Genomic DNA, 16,087 nt, shown 5'->3' with positions numbered 1-16,087 from the left:
TTAATGTTCCTTAGATAAATCCCAGATATTGGGTAAATGGCGGTTGGAGTAGCCGGAGATAAACGGTTTGCTAAGCCCTTCCGGGGTATAAACGGCTCGCTTGACGGCGCCGATATTGCCGCCGTAGACGTGGATACTGATCGAAACCTTATCCGGCAACGCGTTGCTGACCCGATGGATATCCCCGTCGCGGGAGGAGACTTTTTCCACCTCGCCGGGAGAGAGCCGTTCGGCGATGCCATCGGCCACCGGGATCCCCGAAGCATCCAGGCGGTAGCGTTGGTTCTCTTCCGCGCCGCGCAACATACCGATGGCGCCCCAGACCCGGTGATCGTGAATCGGCGTCGCTTGTCCCGGTCCCCAGACAAAGCTGACGATGGAAAAGCGTTGCCCGGAGTCGGCGTGCAGCAGGTATTGCTGGTAATGATGGGGATGCGGCAAGGTGTACTCTTCCGGCAGCCAGTCATCCTGTTTCACCAGCTGCGCCAGCCGTTGTGCCACCGCATCCAGCAGCGTTGATGGATGGCTGAACTGACGGTGCAGGGCATCAACCTCTTGAATAAAATCACGTAATTTTTCCAGTCGTGGTGCGGTCATGAGCGGTTCCTGTCAGAGGGACTGGTCATTACGCTAACAAAGGCGTTAATATTATTTAAATGCAATTTACGCATATATTAATATGCAAAAATCACATTAAGGATTGTATGCGCATCGACGACATTGACGCCCTGCTGGCGACGGTACAGTTTTCATCCCTCAATCAGGCGGCGGAATATCTGGGGATCACCCAGTCGGCCATCACCCGGCGTTTACAGCGTCTGGAACAAACGCTCAACGTGACCTTGCTGGAACGTCAGACCCGGCCTCTCACCCTCACCGCCGCTGGGCACCGGGTGTATGAGCAGTGCCTGAGCATCAAGCGGGAAACCAAAAAACTGTATGGGTTGCTGGATCCGCAGGCGGAGCCGCAGGGCGTTTTGCGCCTGGGCGTCCCGCAGAGCGTGGCGGAAATCGCGCTCCCGCCGGCGCTATCGGCCTTACGTCAGCAGTTCCCGCAGCTGCAACCGCAGGTGACCTGCGGCTGGAGCGGGCTGCTGCAAAAACGGCTGGAAAACGTTGAACTGGATGGCATGCTGGCGATGGGCCCGGCGCAGCAGACCTTTGCCGATGGCTACAGCGGGCGGCTGCTGTGCCCGCTGGATATCGTGGTCATTGCCGCTAAAAGCTTGCGGTTGCCCGCCGCGACGCTGCGGGATTGTGCCGCGCAGGGGTGGGTTCTGAACCCTGACGGCTGCGGGCTCCGCGCGGGGCTCATCCGCGAGCTGCAGGCGCAGGGGCTACGCTTACAGCTGAATGTCGAGACCGCGGGCGCCCGTCTGCAAATTGCCCTCGTTGCGCAGGGTCAGGGGCTGGGTCTGGTGCCGCGCGCGGCGCTGGCGGCCAGCCCGTGGCGCGATGAGGTGGCCGTCCTGGGATTAGCGGACTTCCAGCCGGCGGTCTCTCTGTGGCAGGTCAACGCGCAGAATCTGGCTAACCTGGAGCTGCCATTAACTTTTTTCGCCAGCAAAGTGGTACAGCAGCTAACGTTATCTGACTGAAAGATATATGCAATTTTATTAAATGCTTATTTGGCATATTAAGATATGATAAAAATGCATTTTGCTCATTAACTCCGCGTGTATAGGGTTACGACAGGCGCCGCCGCTGCGGCCAACCGTTCCCCTGACGCAAGGAGTTGTTTATGAGCATTCAGTTTCTCGGCATGATTGGCCACCGCCTCTCATCCGAAACGATCGCCCCGGCAGGGCCGATTTTTGACCGCGATTATATCGTGCGCTTTGCGCAAGCTCATGAGGCCGCCGGCTTCGATCGCCTGCTGGTCGGCCATTGGTCCGATCAACCGGATGGTTTCCTGGTCACCGCGCTGGCGGGACTTTCGACGCAGAAAATCAACTTCCTGTTGGCCCACCGCCCGGGTTTTGTCTCCCCGACGCTCGCCGCGCGTAAATTCGCCACGCTTGAACATCTGCTCGGCGGTCGCCTGGCGGTACACATCATCAGCGGCGGCAACGACGCCGAACAGCGCCGGGACGGCGACTTTCTTAATCACGATCAGCGCTATGCGCGCACGGACGCGTTCCTTGACACGGTACGAAAAATCTGGACTGCGGAGCAGCCGGTTGATATCGCCAACGATTATTACCAGGCCGAGCAGGCGTGGTCGGCGATTCGTCCGCTGCAAAAACCGCATATTCCGATCTATTTCGGCGGCTCATCCGAGGCCGCCATTGCGGTGGCCGGCAAACATGCCAACGTATTCGCGCTATGGGGCGAATCCCTCGCGCAAACGGCAGAGACCATCGGCCGGGTGCGTGCCGAAGCGGCCAGACATCAGCGCGAGATTGATTTCAGCGTCTCATTCCGGCCGATTATCGCCGACAGCGAAGCGCAAGCCTGGGAGAAGGCCGAGCATATTCTGCACGTCGCCTCGCAGCGCGCGGCCCAGGACGGCGGCGGTTTTAAAGCCAAACCCGAAAGCGTCGGGGCCCAGCGCTTACGCGCGACGGCGGAGCAGGGCAATGTGGTGGATAAACGTCTGTGGACCGGCATTGCGAAGCTGGTCGGCGGCGGTCACAACTCTACCGCGCTGGTCGGAACCGCGGAACAGGTGGCCGATGCGCTGCTGGATTACTATGACCTCGGGGTACGTAATTTCCTGATTCGCGGTTTCGACCCGTTAAATGATGCCCAGGAGTATGGCAAAGCGCTGCTGCCGATCGCCCGTGACAAGGCCGCGCAACGGGCGCTTCAGGAGCGCGCATCGTGACCACGCATCGCGAACGGTCCGCGCTTGCGCTGGCTGACTGGTCGCAACGGCTGACGGAGATCCGCCAGCAGATGGCTGAACAGGCGGCCGGGCTTGACCGCAGCGGCGACTTTCCCCACCACAATCTCGCCCGGCTGCACCAATACGGCTTTCTGAGCCTGGCCACGCCGGCGCAGTATGGCGGCGCGGGAGCGGACCTGGCGCATCTCCAGCAGGCGATTGCCGCCATTGCGTGGGGAGAACCGGCGACGGCGCTGATCGTCTGCATGCAGTATCTGCACCATCTGCGGCTGGCCGAAAATGACGGCTGGGCGGAACCCCTGCGCGAGCGTGTCTATCGCGATGCGGTACGGCAAGGGGGGCTGATCAACAGCCTGCGGGTGGAACCTGAGCTCGGATCTCCGGCGCGTGGCGGCCTGCCGCAGACGGTCGCCGCCCGTACCGCCGACGGCTGGCGGCTTAACGGCCATAAGCTCTATACCACCGGTGTTGAAGGGCTGAGCTGGCTGGCGGTCTGGGCGCGGAGCGACGATGACGACCCGCAGGTCGGGACCTGGCTGGTGCCGCGCGCGAGTGACGGTGTCACTATTATCAAAAGCTGGGATCATGCCGGGATGCGCGCCACCGGCAGCCATGAGGTGATCCTCAAAAACGTGCGGGTCCCACGGGAAAATGCGGTAGATATCTGGTCCGCCGCCGCGCCGCCCGCTGCGGACTCCGAACGATTCCGCCTCTTTGCCAACCGGCAGACGGCCCTGTTACCCGCCATCTATGACAGCGTGGCCCGCGCCGCTCGCGACTGGCTGCTCGGCTGGCTGCGTTCACGTCGGCCGGGCAACCTCGGGCAGCCGCTCGCCAGCCTGCCGCGCGTGCAGGAAAAGGTGGGGCAAATTGAAGGCTGGCTGCTGACCAACCGCAGCCTGCTGCAAGGTGCGGCCGCGCTCAGTTTTACCACCACGGAAGCCAATCTGGCGAAGGTCACCATCGCCGATAACGCTATCCAGGCGGTGGCCCTGGCGCTGGAACTTACCGGTAATCACGGCCTCAGTCGCCAGAACCCTCTCGAACGTCACTATCGCAACGTGCTGTGCGGCCGGGTTCACACCCCGCAGAGCGACAGCGCGTGGCTGGCGGCGGGTCAACACGCTTTGCAATGATAATGATAAGGATAATGTTTATGCGCGAACGAAAGAGCACCCGATTGGCCGGGGCGTTGATGCTGCTGGCCCTGAGCGGCTATGCGGCGGCGCAGGAGCGCGTCACGCTGCGGATTGCCGATCAGAAAGGCGGTATGCGCTCGCAGCTCGAGGCGGCGAATGCGCTGCAAAACCTCGACTATGACATTAAGTGGGCTGAATTTCCCGCCGCCGCGCCGCTGGCGGAGGCGTTAAACGCCGGCGCGGTGGACGCCGGGATCATTGGCGATGCGCCGCTGTTGTTCGCCCTCGCCAACGGCGCACCGGTGAAAGCCATTGCCGTTGATAAGAGCAACCCGGCGGGCACCGCGGTACTGGTTTCCCCGGGGAGTCCGCTGAAGAACGCGGCGGATTTAAAAGGTAAGCGAATTGCCACCGGCAAGGGATCGATTGGCCATTTCGTGGCGCTAAAGGCGTTGCAGCAGGCGGGGATCTCCCCTGATGAAGTGCAGTGGGTGTTCCTCGGTCCGGTGGATGCCAAGGTGGCCCTGCTCAACGGTTCGGTCGATGCATGGGCTACCTGGGAGCCCTACACCACACAGTTGGTGAAGACCGCCGAAGGGCAGATTCTGGTCAGCGGTCAAGGGCTGCTGCCGGGAAATACCTTCCTGGCGGCGACGGACGAAAGCTTAAACAATCCGGCTAAACGGGCGGCGTTACAGGATTACCTGACCCGCCTGGCGGGGGCCGAACGCTGGGCGTACGCCAACCTGGACAGCTATGGCAAAACCCTCGGTGAAATCATTCGGTTCCCGCCGGAGATCGCCCGGGCGCAGTTCGCTAACCGCCAGTCGCAGTGGCAGCGTCTGGACTCGCGGACCGTGCAGCAGCAGCAGGCCACCGCCGATTTTTATCAGGCCAACGGCCTGATCCGCGCGAAGCTGGATGTCACCCCGACCTTCGATGCCGGTTTTACGCTGCCCGCGGTGCCGGCCGAACAGGAGAGCAAACCATGAATCAGCGCCACCTTACCCGCCGTCGTTTTCTCCAGCTGAGCGGAGGCACCGCGCTGGCAGCGGCGGCATGGCCGCTGTGGGCGCACGATATGGCGGCGATGTCCGGCGGCAGCGACGAAAACCTGGCGCTGCGGCTGGCGGAGCCCTACAAGCTCAAGCTGGCGATCAATAAGAGCGCCGTGTGCCTCGCGCCGGTGGCGGTGGCCGAGCAGCAGAAGTTCTTCAGTAAATACAATCTTGACGTCGAATTCGTCAACTTTGGCAACTCGACGGACGTGCTGCTGGAGGCGATCGCCACCGGCAAGGCCGACGCCGGCGTCGGGATGGCGCTGCGTTGGCTGAAGGCGCTGGAGCAAGGCTTCGACGTGAAGCTGACCGCCGGCACCCACGGCGGCTGTCTGAATCTGCTGACGGCGAAAAATTCGCCGTTTAGCGGCCTGCAAAGCCTGAAAGGGCAGACCATCGGCGTGACCGATATGGCCGGGCCGGATAAAAACTTCTTTGCTATTTTGCTCAAGCGCCACGGTATTGATCCGATCGGCGACGTGCAGTGGAAGGTCTATCCGGCGGATCTGCTCAGCGTGGCCCTGGATAAACGGGAGATCGCGGCGATCAGCGGCAGCGAGCCGTTCAGTTTCCGCCTGCTGCAAAGCGGGAAATATCAGCTGATCGCCAGCAACATGACCGGCGATTATGCCAATCTGAGCTGCTGCGTGCTCGGGGTGAGCGGCAAGCTGGCGCGCGATCGCAAACCGGTGGCCGCCGCGCTGACCCAGGCGATTCTGGAAGCCCACAGCTATGCCTCGGCGCATCCTGAAAGCGTGGCGCAGTCCTTTATGGCGCACGCGCTTAATACCGATGAGGCCGAGGTCTCGGGGATTCTCCACGACCAGGGGCATGGTCACCACGCCGTCGGGGAGGCGTTTGTCAACGAGCTGACCCAGTACGCGACCGACCTGCAGCGGGTGCAGGTGATTAAACCGGGGACCGATCCTCACCAGTTTGCGGAGAGTATTTATGTCAACGTATTCGCCTGATCGGGAACTGCCGCGGACGGTGAGGCGCTTTCCGCTGTGGTCCGGGGGGCTGGTTGCCGCCGCGCTGTGGCTGGCCGGCGGTCTGTTTACCCTGGCGTGGCCGGATGCCGGGCGACGCTGGCCCTACAGCCAGGGTTGGGCCATGGTCCAGTTCACCCTCGGCGGCGGACTGTTGCTGCTGGCGCTGGGCTATCGCTACTGGTATCAGCGAGGCGCGCGTCTGCGCGATGCCGGCAGGTGGCTGGCGCTGCTGCCGCTGCTGTTTGCCCTCTGGGAATGGCTGACGGCGAAAGCGGCCATCCTGCCGGTGCCGTTTTTTGCCCCGCCGCAGGCGCTGATCGAAGTCCTGTTTGAGGACTGGCCGCGCCTGCTGGATAGCCTGCTGCACTCGCTGGGCCTGCTGGGGCTTGGCGTACTGCTCGGCACCTGCTGCGGATTTATCAGCGGCCTGGCGATTGGCTGGTCGCAGCGCATCGGCTACTGGCTGCATCCGGTACTGCGCCTGCTCGGCCCGGTACCGTCGACCGCGCTGCTGCCGCTGTGTCTGTTTATTTTTCCCTCCAGCTTCGGCGCCAGCGTTTTTCTTATTGCCCTCAGCACCTGGTTCCCGGTCACCGTGCTGACCTGGTCCGGCGTGGCGAGTATCGATAGGGCGTGGTACGACGTCGCCCGGACGCTGGGCGCCAGCCCGCGTTTTCTGATCCTGAAGGTGGCGATTCCTGCCGCGCTGCCGAATGTTTTCGTGGGGATGTTTATGGGACTGGGAGCGTCGTTTTCCGTCCTGATCGTCGCCGAAATGGTGGGCGTGAAGTCGGGGATCGGCTTTTATCTGCAGTGGGCGCAGGGCTGGGCGGCCTACCCCAATATGTATGCCGCGCTGCTGGTGATGGCCTTGTTGTGTTCCGGCCTGATCAGCGGGCTGTTTATCGTCCGTGACCGGCTGCTCAGGTGGCAGCGGGGAGGAATGAAATGGTAACGGCGGCGGCACGACAGAGCGCCGCGGCGGTCGGCGCAGCCATCGGGATCGCTAACCTGCATCATGCTTTTACGTTGGGTCGTCAGACGGTACCGGTGCTGGAGAATATCAGCCTGCAGCTGCGGCCGGGAGAGAGCGTGGCGCTGCTCGGCCCATCGGGCTGCGGCAAATCGACCCTGCTGCGGCTGCTGGCGGGACTGGAGCCGCTGCAGAGCGGGCAGATCCGCATCGATGACACTCCGATGGGCGACCCTGGGCCCGATCGTATTCTGGTGTTCCAGGATCCAACCCTCTATCCGTGGCTGACGGTGCGGCAGAATGTGCTGCTGGGGCCGCAGGCGCAGGGGAGAAAGGGGCGCGAGCCGCAGGCCGATGCCTTGATTGCGCGTATGGGGCTGCAGGGCTTCAGCCAGGCGTGGCCCCGGCAGTTGTCCGGTGGTATGGCCCAGCGCGCGGCGCTGGCCCGGGCGCTGCTCAATGAACCGCGTCTACTGCTACTGGATGAGCCGCTGGGCAAGCTGGATTCGTTGACCCGCATCGGCATGCAGCGGGAACTGATCGCCCTCTGGCAACAGCAGGGTTATACCAGCCTGCTGGTGACGCACGATATTGAAGAAGCGCTGCTGCTGTGTGAACGGGTGCTGGTGATGTCGCCGCGACCGGGGCGTATCATTGGCGAATTTACGCTACCGCTGGCCTTTCCCCGGCATCGGGATAACCCACAGCTGTTGCAGCACCGACAGGAAATTTTACGTATGCTGGGGCAGGCGGAAGACTGGTAGTTTTACGGGGGCGCAACGGATGTACCCGGACAGGCCGCGGCGGCGCTGTCCGGGCGTGGTGATGCAATCAGAAGTCCATTTTCACCGTAAACTGCACTTCACGCGGGTCGCCAATCTGGTTACCCAGGTTGTTGGTCCCGATAGATGAGGTGTAGTAGGTCTTATCAAACAGGTTTTTGACGTTAACCTGCAGGGTGACCGGATATTGCAGCTTCATCTTATAGGCCGCGAAGACATCCGCCACCGCGTAACCCTGCAGATAATAGTCCGCGCCATTGGTGCCTGAACGCTTGCTCATCGCGCGACCGCCGCCGCCGACGGTCAGGGTATTGCTGTCGTAGACGTTATGGATGTCGTAGCTCAGGAATAACGAACCGGTATGTTTCGGTACGTTTGGCAGCGGCTTGCCGGCATAGTCGGGATCGTCGAGCACTTTGGCGTCGGTGTAGCCGTAGCTGGCGATAACGCTCAGGTTGTCGGTTAACGAACCGGCGACATCCATCTCCACGCCGCGTGAACGCACTTTGCCGGCGGTCTTCGCCACGGTCTCATCGCCGACAATCTCGCTGTACATCACGTTACGCTTATGGATATCGAACAGCGCAATATTGGCGGTCACCCCGCTAAACAGCTCAAACTTGGCGCCCAGTTCGTAGGCGGTGGACTCTTCCGGCGGCAGGTCGCCGATATAGCTGGCGATCGATGACTGCGGCATAAACGACTGGGCCACGTTACCGAACAGCGATACGGTCGGGGTCAGCTTATACACCAGGCCCACTTTCGGCGTCCACTTCTGGTCGCTGCTGTCGGTGTTGACGTTAAACGGTCGGCCCTTGCCGGCGTACTGGGTGTAATACTGATAGCGCACCCCGGCGACGGCAATCCAGTTATAGGTCAGGTAGAGTGCGTCCTGAACGTAGGCGGCATAGCTCTCCTGCTGAATGCGCTGATCGCTATCGGCCGCCGACACGCTGGTGCATTTGTCGAGCGTCCCGTAGACCGGGTTATATATATTAAACCCTTTCACGTTCTTACAGCGGATCATGCCGGTACGCAGCAGGTCGTAATTCTCGTAGGCAAGGCCGGTGAGAATTTCGTTATAAAAGCCGCCGACCACCACGTTGCCCTGCAGGTCGGCGCGGGTGTCGTGCATCTTCTGCGTTGAACCGTGGGTCGCATCCACGCGCCGGGTCAGATCGCCGGTGGCTGAATCATAGGCCATCACCCGCGCCTGATTGTCGTTGTAGTGATCCTGGCTGTAGCTGTAGTCAAACCGGGCGGTCCAGGCATCATTGAGCCGGTATTCGGCGTTGAGCTGCGCCAGATCGGAATAGCCATCGGTGATGTTAAACGGCTCGTCAAAACGCGTTTTTCGATCGACGTTAACCGCATGTCCGGTATCGAGATCGAAGATGGTGCCGCGATCGAAGGGGGTGCTGTAGTCGCGATGGGAATACGAGACGTTCACCGTGGCGTTGTCGCCAAACCAGGTCAGGGAAGGGGCGATAAAGCTGCTCTTCTCTTTGCCAAAGCTGCGCCAGTAGTCTTCATGTTGATATTCGCCGATGAGCCGGTAGGCCAGACGCGTCCCTTCGATGGGGCCGGTGACGTCAAACTGACCGGTGCCGCCGCCAAAGCTGCTGGAGGTGGCTGAGATTGAGCCGCCGAAGGTTCTCTCCGGGCGTTTGGTCACCACGTTAATCAAACCGCCGGGATCGAGAATACCGTACAGCGTTGATGCGGGGCCTTTCAGCACCTCCACGCGTTCGGTGGCGGCGGTAAAGCTGCGCGGTAACACGGTGCGCAGGCCGTTGGTCATGATCGACCCATCGCGGTTGGCGCCGAAACCGCGGCGGGTAAAGGCGTCCTGAGTACCGCCAAGGGTGTTGGTCTGTACAACGTTGGCAACGTTGTACAGCGCCTCGTCAAGGTTGGTCGCATGCTGATCTTCCAGTACCTTGTCGCTGACGGTATTCACCACCTGCGGGATATCCAGCATCGGCATCGAGGTTAGCGTCGCGGTTGCGCTGCTGACCGGCTGGTAGCCGCTGGTGGCGTTCGGTGTCGAACCATCGGCGACAACGGTGATGGTTTCGTCGCCGCTCTTTTTATCTTTACCGGCGCTGTCCTGCGCGGCCATTAATCCCGGTGAGGTAAAGGAACCCAAAAAAATCAGTGAAAAAAGCGCTCGCCCTTTCAGCGTGGTAAAAGGGACCGTTGATGGAGTCATTTATCTGTTTCTCGTGAACGAATCCGTCCTTTGCGGACAGAAAAAGCCAATAAAATCATTGCCCTTAAAAATATTATCTATCCGTTGTCCGCGATAATTTGCGTTCAGATATGTAATTGAGAATCATTCAATCACGGTGGGATGTAGTAGTAAATGTTCTGTAAGATAAAAAATCAGCAACAGCTAAAACGCGGTTTTCCCGGGCTTGTTAGCGGGGAGGGTTTTTATTAATTTATTGTTTATTATATAAAATATTTTTATTACTTAGCGTGGAGTATGGCGTAGTGCCAGCTCTTGCACTTCGCTAAAACAGAGTATTGACTACTACATTCATCCGCCGCATGATCAAAAGAGAATGAGATTTATTTTTGTTTGAGTGCAGAGCGCGCGGGCCAACCGCCACGCCGCTGCGGTGCAGGAGCGAGTTATGCCACAGCGGGTGAGACCTGCGGAGCAGGGGATTGTACTGGATGCCCTGTCGGCCGGATATGGCCAGACCCTTATCGTCAATGATATCCATCTGACGATCCCTCACGGTAAAATGACGGTGCTGGCCGGGGCCAACGGTTCCGGTAAATCCACGCTGCTGTCGACCATTGCGCGCATGCTTAAGCCGGCAGGCGGCAGCGTGCGTCTCGATGGTCAGACGATTCACGAGATGCCCACCCGGGCGGTTTCACGCCAGCTGGGCATCCTGCCGCAATCTCCTCTGACTCCGGAAGGGCTGACGGTGTTTGAGCTGGTCTCCCGCGGGCGCTACCCCTGGCAAGGGCTGATGCGCCAGTGGTCCGCCGCCGACGAACGGGCGGTAGAAGAGGCGCTGGCGTTAACCGGCACCGCTGAATTCGCCCATCTGCCGGTGGACAGCCTCTCCGGCGGCCAGCGGCAGCGCTGCTGGATTGCGATGGCGCTGGCCCAGCAGACGGCGACCATCCTGCTGGACGAACCCACCACCTGGCTCGATTTACGCTACCAGGTCGATATCCTCGAACTCCTGCAAACGCTGACCCGCGAACACGGGCGCACGGTGGTGACCGTGCTGCACGACCTTAACTTTGCGGTGAACTATGCCGATATGCTGGTATTCCTCAAACAAGGGCGCATTGCCGGGGTGATTGGCGAGCAGGAATCCTGTACGCCGGAGCTGATCAAAAGCGTGTTTGACGTCGAGGTACAGATGTCGCTCAATCCGCACACCGGGAAACCCTTCTTTATGCCTTTTCGTTCGCGGCAGGAGGTCACGCCATGAGCGCCCGGGCGCTGGCGCTGCACCGCCGCCGGTCACGACCCAAACTGGCGCTGGTGCTGCTGACGCTGCTTTTGCTTGCCGGCTCGGTGGTGCACCTGGGGCTGGGGGCGCGCTGGGTGGCTCCGCAGACGGTACTGCAGGCGCTGCTGGATTATGATCCGCGTAATTTCGAACACCGGATTGTGGTCGACCTCCGGCTGGTGCGTCTGGCGGCGGCGCTGCTGACCGGGGCGGCGCTGGGCGTCGCCGGGCTGCTGTTGCAAACGGTGATTCGTAACCCGCTGGGCGAGCCGCATATCCTCGGGCTGAACGCCGGGGCGTCGCTGGCGGTGGTGGCGACTTCAGCGCTGGGCCTGAGCGGGATCGTCGCCGCCCGCCCGCTGATTGCCGCCTGCGGCGCGGGGCTGCTGTTTGGCGGCGTGATGCTGCTCTCCTCTGCCGGGCGCGGCGGCACGACGCCGCTGCGCATCACCCTGTGCGGCGTCGCGCTCTCTGCCTTTGCCTCGGCGGTGACCGCCGCGATCCTGATTCTGGATGAACAAACGCTGCTGGCGATGCGGACCTGGCTGGCGGGCGATCTGGCCGGGCAGAACTGGCAGACCTTGCGCTCGGCGGCGGCGGCGGCGCTGGCCGGAGGGCTCACGGCGCTGCTGATTGCTCCGCGTCTTAACGTCCTGGCGCTGGGCGACAAGGTGGCGATGGGGCTGGGCGTAAAGATTGCGCAGACCCGGCTGCTGGGGCTGGCCGCGATTGCGCTGCTGTGCGGTTCGGCGGTGGCGGTGGCCGGGCCGATTGGCTTTGTTGGCCTCGTGGTGCCGCACGTCGTGCGGCGCCTGGTGAGCGAAGATATTCGTCTGGCGCTGCCGCTGGCGGCGCCGGTTGGGGCGCTGGTACTGGTGCTGGCGGATATCGCCGCCCGTACCCTGGTTGCCCCGCAGGAGCTGGCGACCGGAGCAATGACCGCCCTGGTCGGCGCGCCGCTCTTTATCTTTATCGCGGCGAGGTTCTTTAAATGAAAAGCGCGGCCTGTCGTGCCGGATTCCGGCCGCTGATTCGCGGGTCTTATCAGCTGTTATTGCGCCCGGCGGCGCTGAAGAGCGCCGCGCTGCTGGTGGTCATTATTCTGCTGCTGGCGGGCTTCGGCCTGACGCGCGGCAGCTTCCCGCTGCCCTCCGGCACCCTCGCACGCGCGTTGTTCGTCCCGGAAAGCGTCGGCGAGCAGCAGCGCTTTATTCTGTTTGATATCCGCCTTCCCCGGCTGTTTATGGCGCTACTGTGCGGTGCGATGCTCGGTCTGGCCGGCGCGGCGATGCAGAGCATCACTCGTAACGGACTGGCGGATCCGGGCCTGATTGGCGTCAAAGAGGGGGCCAGCGTGGTGGTCCTGGCGCTGATCCTGTTTTTCCCGACGCTGGGGTTAGTCTGGCGGCCGCTGGCGGGGATGCTGGGTGGGGTGCTGGTGGCGCTGCTGGTGCTGGCGCTGGCCCGCGATTGCTCCCGCCCGCGCTTTATTCTGATTGGTATCGGCGTCTCCTGGACCCTGGCGGCAGCGGTCGGTATTTTTATGACCACCGCCGATGTGCGCGACGTCCAGACGGCGATGATCTGGCTGGCCGGGAGCCTGCATGCGGCAACCTGGCCGCTGCTGGCGGTGGCGCTGTGCTGGGCGCTGCCCGGTAGCGTGATACTGTTTTTGACCGCCCGCGCGGCGGATGTGGCGCTGCTTGGCGACCGCACCGCGGTAGGACTTGGCGTGCGCCTGCAGCAGCTGACCCTGCTGCGCTTTTTCGCACCGGTGCTGCTGACTTCTGCCAGCGTCTCCTGCGTCGGCAGCCTGGGGTTTGTCGGCCTGATGGCGCCGCATATGGCGCGCTTTCTGCTGCGCGGCGGCCAGGTCGCGCTGCTCAGCGGAAGCGCCTTAATTGGCGCGCTGCTGGTGCTGGTCACCGATACCATCGGGCGTCTGGCCTTTGCGCCGTTACAAATCCCGGCCGGGATCGTCATTGCGCTGGTGGGGTGTCCATTTTTTATTGTGCTGCTGTGGCGTCGTCGTGACGTCCTGTAAATGTTAAGGGTGGCTATGCGTTGGTTCGTTTCTCTCCTGTTATGCGTGGCGGCGACCGCCGGTGCCGCCGGTGGCACCGCCGTGAGTCAGACGCAGACTTTTACCGATGATTTAGGTCGGGTGGTGCAGGTGCCGCTGCACCCGCAGCGCATCGTGTCGATGCACGACCTCGACATCACGATTCCCCTGATTGAACTCGGCGTGCCGCCGGTAGCCAGCCACGGACGCACCCGTCCGGACGGGAGCCACTATCTGCGCTCCAGCGCCCAGCTGACCGGCATCGATTTTGATAACAGCGCCATCCAGTTTATCGGCACCGCCGACATCGATCTGGAGGCGGTGGCGGCGGCGAAACCGGATCTGATCATCACCGAACCGAGTCGCCATGTTTCCGTGGAACAACTGGAGAAGATTGCTCCGACGGTCAGCATCGATCATTTACAGGGCAGCGCGCCGCGTATTTACCGCAAGCTGGCGCAGCTCACCGGCAGCGAAGCGCGGCTGGCGATTCTTGAACGGCGCTATCAGGAGCAGATTAAGCAGCTGAAAGCGATGGTGGATACCGCGAATATCACCGTGTCGGTCATTCAGGCCAACAACGGCAAGGTCACCGTTCACCACTCCTACCATGCGCTGGGCCGGGTGTTGCGCGACGCCGGATTCCGCTTCCCACCGCTGATTGACAAGATCCCCGATGGCCAGCGCATTGACGTCAGCGGCGAGCAACTCCCGGAGCTGGACGCCGATTTCGTCTTCGCCACCTGGCGCTCGGATACCGGCGGCAAGCCGCAGGAGGAGCTGCAGGCGATGGAAGGGGTGATGCCTGGCTGGTGTGACTTTATGCGCGCCTGTCGCACCGGGCGCTATATTCTGCTGCCGCGCGAAGAAGCGATCTCGAATTCCTTCGCCGCGCTGAGCCTGATGGTGGCGCAGGTGCAGTCTCATATTGCCGGGCGTCCGCTGCCGGCGGGGCTGCAATGAAGACGGCGGTGAAAAAAGAGCGCGGGCGGGTCGATCTGTTCGGCGAGCGCTTTCGCGCCCGTGCGCACCAGCTTTCGCCGCGCCTGCTGGCGGTGGTCAGCTATATCAACGACAACCGCGAGGTGGTGCTGGAGCGGACGGCGATGGAGATCGCCGCCGCCACCCAGACCTCGGACGCCACGGTAGTGCGGGCGATTCAGGCGCTGGGGTTCGCCGGGCTGCGCGAGCTGAAGCAGACCATGGAGCGCTGGTTTGGCCCCTCGATTACCTCATCGGAAAAAATGCTCTCGACGGTCAATGCGCTCTCCTGCGATGTCAATTCGAGCATTGATTTTGTGCTGGAGGGCCATCAGCGCGCCTGCGAGGTGCTGTCGCGCCCGGCTAACCGCGCCGCCGTCTCCCAGGCGGTGGCGCTGCTCAGCGAGGCGCGCCAGGTGGCGATTTTCGGCATCGGCGCGTCGGGCATTCTCGCGGAATACACCGCCAGACTGTTCAGCCGTATCGGTTTACCTTCCTACGTGATGAACCGCACCGGCTTCAGCCTGGCCGAACAGCTGATCGCCCTGCAGCGCGGCGATGTGCTGATTATGATGGGGCAAAAATCGCCGCATCGCGAGGGGATGACCGCCCTGCGCGAAGCCCGCCGGCTGGGGATCCCGACGATTTTACTCACCCAGGCGGTGGATTCGCGTTTTAGCCAGGAGGCGCAGGTGGTGATCGACGTACCGCGCGGCGGCGATAATGGCCGGGTGCCGCTACACGGCACGGTGCTGGTGTGTCTCGAAATGCTGGTGCTTTCGGTGGCTACCACCACCCCGCAAAGAACCATGAAATCGATGAAACGCATCAACGAGCTGCATAAAGCTATCGGTAAATCCGGCGGCAAGCGCGGCTAATAATACGATAATTCACTACCGCGAAGGTTTCCGGTTGCATGCACTGCTGATGATGTGTATTTTTATGCAAAATATATGCATAAAAAGAGGTTGTCATGGTTAAGAACTGGATCAAAGCGTGTTGCCTGATGGCGGCACTGGTGGGGAGCGCCCAGGCGGCGCAGGAAACCTACGTTGTCGGCGCGGGGGGCACCTATCGCCCGTTCGAGTATGAAAACAACCAGAAGCAGCTGGAAGGCTTTGATATCGACATCATCAAAGCGATCGCGAAAGCGGAAAACTTTAATATCAAGCTGGTGAATACCCCGTGGGAGGGGATCTTCGCCACCCTCGGTACTGGCGATCGCGACATCATCATCTCCGGGATCACCATTACCGATAAGCGTAAGCAGATGGTGGATTTCTCCGCGCCTTATTTCCCGGCCGAGCAGTCTATCGTCGTACCGGCCGACTCACAGGTCACCTCGCTGGCGGCGCTGAAAAACGAGAAAGTCGGCGTGGTTAACTCCAGCACCGGCGATATCGTGGTCTCGGAAGAGCTGGGTAAAAACAGCACCGCGATTAAGCGTTTTGACAATACGCCGCTGATGCTGCAGGAGCTGTTTGAAGACGGCGTCAGCGCGGCGGTGGGCGATGTCGGGGTGGTGAAGTACTACATCAAGCAGCATCCGGAAAAGCAGTTCAAGCTGGTGCCGGACGCCAGGTTTGAACGCCAGTATTTCGGCATCGCGGTAGCGAAAGGCAACGACGCGCTGCGGGCGAAGATCGACGCCGGCCTGCAGAAGATCGTCGCTGACGGCACCTACGCCAGCATCTACAAAACCTGGTTTGACGAGAACGTGCCGACGCTGCCTGCACAATAATGTATCTTTTGGTTTTCACTACGGCTATC

13 protein-coding genes and 2 pseudogenes are annotated in these 16,087 nt (G+C 61.6%); 13 read left to right on the top strand and 2 right to left on the bottom strand.

The window, feature by feature from the left end; translation table 11 throughout:
* A complete protein-coding gene (locus tag ACI2JR_RS03705; protein WP_132730672.1) occupies positions 1–597 on the bottom strand; it encodes a cysteine dioxygenase family protein in 597 nt (198 codons plus the stop codon).
* Between the two features lie 107 nt (positions 598–704).
* Between ACI2JR_RS03705 and ACI2JR_RS03700 the strand changes: the two genes are divergently transcribed.
* The 7 genes and pseudogenes from ACI2JR_RS03700 to ACI2JR_RS03670 all read left to right on the top strand — a co-directional run bounded on the left by ACI2JR_RS03700 (position 705) and on the right by ACI2JR_RS03670 (position 7,774).
* Complete coding sequence (locus ACI2JR_RS03700) at positions 705–1,598, top strand: LysR family transcriptional regulator (protein WP_462477908.1); 894 nt, start codon at positions 705–707, stop codon at positions 1,596–1,598.
* Positions 1,599–1,741: 143 nt separating this feature from the next.
* A pseudogene (locus ACI2JR_RS03695) lies at positions 1,742–2,864 on the top strand (LLM class flavin-dependent oxidoreductase).
* Positions 2,865–2,898: 34 nt separating this feature from the next.
* Positions 2,899–3,984, top strand: a complete 1,086-nt coding sequence (locus ACI2JR_RS03690) for an acyl-CoA dehydrogenase family protein (RefSeq protein ID WP_462477930.1) — start codon at positions 2,899–2,901, stop codon at positions 3,982–3,984.
* Between the two features lie 20 nt (positions 3,985–4,004).
* A complete protein-coding gene (locus ACI2JR_RS03685; RefSeq protein WP_132730675.1) occupies positions 4,005–4,979 on the top strand; it encodes an ABC transporter substrate-binding protein in 975 nt (324 codons plus the stop codon).
* A complete protein-coding gene (locus ACI2JR_RS03680; protein ID WP_462477907.1) occupies positions 4,976–6,016 on the top strand; it encodes an ABC transporter substrate-binding protein in 1,041 nt (346 codons plus the stop codon). Before ACI2JR_RS03685 ends, ACI2JR_RS03680 begins: the two co-directional genes overlap by 4 nt.
* Positions 5,997–6,992 (top strand): ABC transporter permease, encoded by a 996-nt coding sequence (locus ACI2JR_RS03675; RefSeq protein ID WP_462477906.1) that lies wholly within the window; start codon positions 5,997–5,999, stop codon positions 6,990–6,992. The genes ACI2JR_RS03680 and ACI2JR_RS03675 overlap by 20 nt, the downstream gene beginning before the upstream one ends.
* The gene (locus ACI2JR_RS03670) at positions 6,986–7,774 is read left to right on the top strand and encodes an ABC transporter ATP-binding protein (protein WP_462477905.1); all 789 of its coding nucleotides are present in this window, start codon (positions 6,986–6,988) and stop codon (positions 7,772–7,774) included. Before ACI2JR_RS03675 ends, ACI2JR_RS03670 begins: the two co-directional genes overlap by 7 nt.
* 67 nt (positions 7,775–7,841) lie before the next feature.
* Here the strand turns inward: ACI2JR_RS03670 and ACI2JR_RS03665 are convergent, their stop codons facing one another.
* Positions 7,842–9,914 (bottom strand): TonB-dependent siderophore receptor, encoded by a 2,073-nt coding sequence (locus ACI2JR_RS03665; RefSeq protein ID WP_462477929.1) that lies wholly within the window; start codon positions 9,912–9,914, stop codon positions 7,842–7,844.
* 517 nt (positions 9,915–10,431) lie between these two features.
* Here ACI2JR_RS03665 and ACI2JR_RS03660 point away from each other — a divergent pair.
* The 6 genes and pseudogenes from ACI2JR_RS03660 to ACI2JR_RS03635 all read left to right on the top strand — a co-directional run bounded on the left by ACI2JR_RS03660 (position 10,432) and on the right by ACI2JR_RS03635 (position 16,058).
* Positions 10,432–11,253: an ABC transporter ATP-binding protein gene (locus ACI2JR_RS03660; protein WP_132730679.1), complete on the top strand. Its 822-nt coding sequence runs from the start codon at positions 10,432–10,434 to the stop codon at positions 11,251–11,253.
* Complete coding sequence (locus tag ACI2JR_RS03655; protein ID WP_462477904.1) at positions 11,250–12,269, top strand: FecCD family ABC transporter permease; 1,020 nt, start codon at positions 11,250–11,252, stop codon at positions 12,267–12,269. Before ACI2JR_RS03660 ends, ACI2JR_RS03655 begins: the two co-directional genes overlap by 4 nt.
* Positions 12,266–13,318 carry a FecCD family ABC transporter permease gene (locus ACI2JR_RS03650; RefSeq protein ID WP_132730681.1) on the top strand — a complete coding sequence of 351 codons (1,053 nt, stop codon included), beginning with the start codon at positions 12,266–12,268 and terminating at the stop codon, positions 13,316–13,318. The genes ACI2JR_RS03655 and ACI2JR_RS03650 overlap by 4 nt, the downstream gene beginning before the upstream one ends.
* 15 nt (positions 13,319–13,333) lie before the next feature.
* Positions 13,334–14,299, top strand: coding sequence for an iron-siderophore ABC transporter substrate-binding protein (locus ACI2JR_RS03645; protein ID WP_462477903.1), 966 nt, complete (start codon positions 13,334–13,336; stop codon positions 14,297–14,299).
* A pseudogene (locus ACI2JR_RS03640) lies at positions 14,265–15,195 on the top strand (MurR/RpiR family transcriptional regulator). Before ACI2JR_RS03645 ends, ACI2JR_RS03640 begins: the two are co-directional and overlap by 35 nt.
* Positions 15,196–15,290: 95 nt before the next feature.
* Positions 15,291–16,058, top strand: a complete 768-nt coding sequence (locus tag ACI2JR_RS03635; RefSeq protein WP_132730684.1) for a basic amino acid ABC transporter substrate-binding protein — start codon at positions 15,291–15,293, stop codon at positions 16,056–16,058.
* Positions 16,059–16,087: the final 29 nt, after the last annotated feature.

Source organism: Klebsiella sp. NPDC088457, from assembly GCF_044900465.1.
GTDB lineage: Bacteria > Pseudomonadota > Gammaproteobacteria > Enterobacterales > Enterobacteriaceae > Klebsiella.
The sequence above is the reverse complement of the archived record's forward strand: the minus strand, read 5'-3'. Positions and strand labels throughout refer to the sequence as shown.